At 66.9% G+C, this 3,531-nt stretch carries 4 protein-coding genes; all 4 read right to left on the reverse strand.

Features of this window, described 5'->3' with window-relative positions; all coding sequences use genetic code 11:
• The coding region (locus ACI944_RS13225) for a protein-L-isoaspartate O-methyltransferase family protein (protein ID WP_411719500.1) at nt 1–448 on the reverse strand (448 nt) is incomplete at its 3' end.
• Between the two features lie 252 nt (nt 449–700).
• A complete protein-coding gene (locus ACI944_RS13230; RefSeq protein ID WP_411719501.1) occupies nt 701–1,795 on the reverse strand; it encodes a S1C family serine protease in 1,095 nt (364 codons plus the stop codon).
• 182 nt (nt 1,796–1,977) lie between these two features.
• A complete protein-coding gene (locus ACI944_RS13235) occupies nt 1,978–2,706 on the reverse strand; it encodes a protein-L-isoaspartate(D-aspartate) O-methyltransferase (protein ID WP_411719503.1) in 729 nt (242 codons plus the stop codon).
• An 8-nt stretch (nt 2,707–2,714) separates the two neighbouring features.
• Entirely contained in the window at nt 2,715–3,365 is a 651-nt protein-coding gene (locus tag ACI944_RS13240) for an HVO_0476 family zinc finger protein (RefSeq protein ID WP_411719502.1), read from the reverse strand.
• Nucleotides 3,366–3,531 lie beyond the last annotated feature (166 nt).

A 3,531-nucleotide genomic window follows, 5' to 3' on the forward strand; every position in this document is an offset into this window, starting at 1 on the left:
GCAGGATGCGGTCGTAGGGGGCGTATTCGGCGAGACCGCGAGCTCCGTCCCGACAGTCGACGAGCACCCCGGGGTACCCCGCAGACGAGAGGTTCGAACGGGCGTCGTACACGAGCCGCCGGGCGATGTCGATCCCGTGGACGCTGGCCTCGTCGGTGAGTTCGGCAAGCACCGCGGCGGTGTAGCCGACCCCGATGCCGACGACGAGGACGGCGTCGTCGGGGCGGACATCGAGCGCCTCGAACAGCCGTCCGGCCGCGCTCGGCGATAACACGCGCGTGCCGAGGCGCTCGAAGGAGCGATCGGCGTACGCCGCGGCGTCCTCGGCGACGAAGGGCTCCCGGGGCACCGTCCGCATCGCGACGCTAACTCGCTCCGAGCGGACGACGGCCTTGGCGTCGTGTTCGAGGCTGTCGACCATGTCGTCCCGGAGCACCGCGGGGTCCATATCTGAACTGCGGGCCGGAGCCTATTGAATCGAGCGACACGGGTGACGCCCGCCGTTGCACGGTTCGATCGCAGACTCTTCGACGCTGTTGAGTGGTCCTCAGGCTTGTTTCCGGTCGACGCGAGCGTGTGTCCGTTTCCCTGCTGCTCGCGTGCGTGAGGCCCCAAGTGGCTTCCATAGTGCGTGCCTGAGTGAGTTCCTCAGTCTGCTCACCGGGTTCGGATCGACCGGCTCAACGGTATCCGAACGCGGCTACACTTCCGCAGGGCGCGTTCCAAGTTCGAGTTCGACCGTCCGCTCGCTTCCGTCGCGGAGAACCGTCAGATCGACCGTGTCACCGGGCTGGGTCTGCAGCGAGAGGTATCCGCCGAGGTCCTCGGCGGTCGCGAGTTCCGTTCCGTCGATGGCGATTACCACGTCGCCCCCGACCGGCAGGCGTTCCCGACCGACCGACCGGAACTCCTCGCTGGGGCGGAGGACGCCGTCGGCGGGGGCGCCGTCCCTCACGTCAACGATCATGAGCCCGCGCGGGTCCTCAAGATTGTTCACCCGGGCCACCTCCGGCGAGACTTCGCCGAAGGAAACGCCGAGATAGGAGTGCTCGTAAGTTCCGGCATCGATCAACGCCGGAACGACGCGCTGGGTAAGCGCTGCGGAGATGCCGAATGCGATGTTGTCGCCCCCGCCGGAGTTGATAACGGCGACCACGCGGCCATCCAGCGAGACCAGTGGGCCACCGCTGTTCCCCGGGTTGACGGGAGCGTCCGTCTGGATCGCGTCCGGAATGCTGAATCCGGTCGGGGCCGGGATCGACCGATCGGTTCCGCTGACAACGCCCGTCGTGAGCGAGCCGTTCAGGTCGTACGGGTTTCCGATCGCGACGACCTTCTGCCCGATTGTCGCGCCGGCCTCCGCGAACTGAAGCGGCGTCGCGGACGGCGGCACGTCGTCGACGGCGATCGCTGCCAGGTCGCTGTCGGGGTCCGTCCCGACAACCTCTCCCGTGCTCCACTCTCCGGTGTTGAACCGGACTTCGCTCTCCGAGGCCGCCCCGACAACGTGGGCGTTCGTCACGACGTGGCTGTCATCGAACATGAACCCGGTTCCTTGGCCCTGGTCGGTTTCGACGAGGACAACTGACTCAATCGTTTGTCGATACGCCCTCGCGTACTCGCTGTCCGCCTCCGGTTCCGGATCCGTTTCAGACGACGGCGTCGATGTCTCCGCCGGGGTGGTCCCGCCCGACGCTGTTTTGCCTGACGTGGTGTTACATCCTGCTAGCCCCGCGAGCACGGCCGCGCCACCCGCCGCGAGAACGTCCCGCCGGGTGCGTTCGGACTCCGACATATACACTAAGATAGTGGTGCTCGTGCCGTGTATACCTTCTGTCGCCGTCATATTGATACAGTCCCCTCCAGGGACATCGTCCGGAACGCCCGGGCGAAATGCGACGATCTGAGGGGCAAACACGGGTGGCCAAACGGCACGGTTTGGCCACAACGATGAATAAAGTCAATTGATAGGTACCGCTACTCGCTGCCCTCCATTGGGACGAACCGGACGCCGCCGTGGCTCTTCCGGTCGAGGCCGTCCTCGGTCCGGGTGGCCTCGACGAGCGTCTGGGTTCCCTCCCCAACTGGGGCGACGATCCGGCCCCCAACGCGGACCTGCGTCGCGACTGCCTCCGGAAGCTCCGGCGCGGCGCAGGTGAGATACGCGCCGTCGTAGGGGGCGTGTTCGGGCCAGCCCGCCCAGCCGTCACCGGCCCGGACGTGAACGTCGCCGTAGCCGAGTCGCTCCAGACGGCGGCGGGCCTCGGCCGCCAACTCACCGACGTACTCGACGGTGTAGACGTTCTCGCTTCCGACAATCTCGGCAGTCACGGCCGCGTGGTACCCGCAGCCCGTACCGATCTCGAGGATTCGGTCGCCGGAGTCGGGCGCAAGCCGATCACACATGATCCCGACCATGTGAGGCGCGGAAATCGTCTGGCCGGCCCCGATCGGTAGGGGACGGTCGGCGTAGGCCGCATCCCGGCGCGGTTCGGGAACGAACTCGTGGCGCGGGACCGACCGGAGGGCCCGGATCGTCGCCGGTCGCTCGATCCGACCCCGGTCGACGAGCGCGTCGACAAGCTGTTGGCGGGCCTCTCTGAATCGATTATTATCTGTCTCATCGCTTCGATCGTCGTCGGCCCCCTCATCGCCGTTCGTCCGACTGCCATCCCTGGCCCCGTCGTCCGAGTTTCGTCCGACCATCGCCGCCTCTACCAGCCCGACCACGCCCGGGCCTGTGCGTCCTCGTCGCGGGCGTAGAGTCGCTTGATATCCTTTGCGAGTACCGAATCGCCCTCGAAGTCGAAGTCCAAGCGCTCGTAGTCGGTCGCGTCCTCGCGGACGAGTATCCGTTCGACGCTGAACTCCTCGCCGCCGTACTCGTGGGTTCGGCCGATGACGAACGACTCGTCGCCGGGAACCTGAATCCGGACGCTTCGGCTCTCGTCGTGGGTTCCCTCCTTGGGATGTAGCGTCAGGTTGACGGTAACGTTGCCGACGGCGCGGGCCCAGACTGTCTCGACGTCGGTGGCGTCGGCACCGTCGGATCGAGCGCCATCCGGTCCTTCAAGCGAAGTGACGCGGGCGGTCAGGATCGCCTCGTCGGTCTCGACGAGGAACTCGTCGCCGACAACCAGCCGTTCCTCCGGCGGGACCTCGACGGTTGACTCCATCGACTCCCCGTCCTGTGAGACGACGACCCGGCGCTCGACGGTCGTCTCCTCCTCTATGGTCGTCTTGTGGACGTGGCCGCACTCGCTGCACCGGACGGTGACGCCACCGCCGCGGTTCAGTACCTCGTGGACGGTCTCGGCGCCCGGCGAACACGACGGACACCGGACCGCGACGCGCTGTTGACTCATTACGAGAAGTTGACCGCCCGGACGTATAAGCGCGTGGCTCCGGCCCGCGTCGCGGTCAGGCGGCCGCAAGCAGCGGAACCGCACCCCTCATCAGCGGAGTCGACTACGCCTCCGGCGTCGGTAACTCAATCGCCTCGCCGTCGACGTACACCGTCGGCTCGGTAAG

The sequence above is a fragment of the Natronomonas sp. genome (assembly GCF_046710025.1).
Classification (GTDB): domain Archaea; phylum Halobacteriota; class Halobacteria; order Halobacteriales; family Haloarculaceae; genus Natronomonas.

Bases quoted from the DNA above. Each gene is read 5' to 3' on its own strand.
- ACI944_RS13230 (WP_411719501.1), bottom strand. From the start codon at position 1,795: ATGTCGGAGTCCGAACGCACCCGGCGGGACGTTCTCGCGGCGGGTGGC.
- ACI944_RS13240 (WP_411719502.1), bottom strand. From the start codon at position 3,365: ATGAGTCAACAGCGCGTCGCGGTCCGGTGTCCGTCGTGTTCGCCGGGC.
- ACI944_RS13235 (WP_411719503.1), bottom strand. From the start codon at position 2,706: ATGGTCGGACGAAACTCGGACGACGGGGCCAGGGATGGCAGTCGGACG.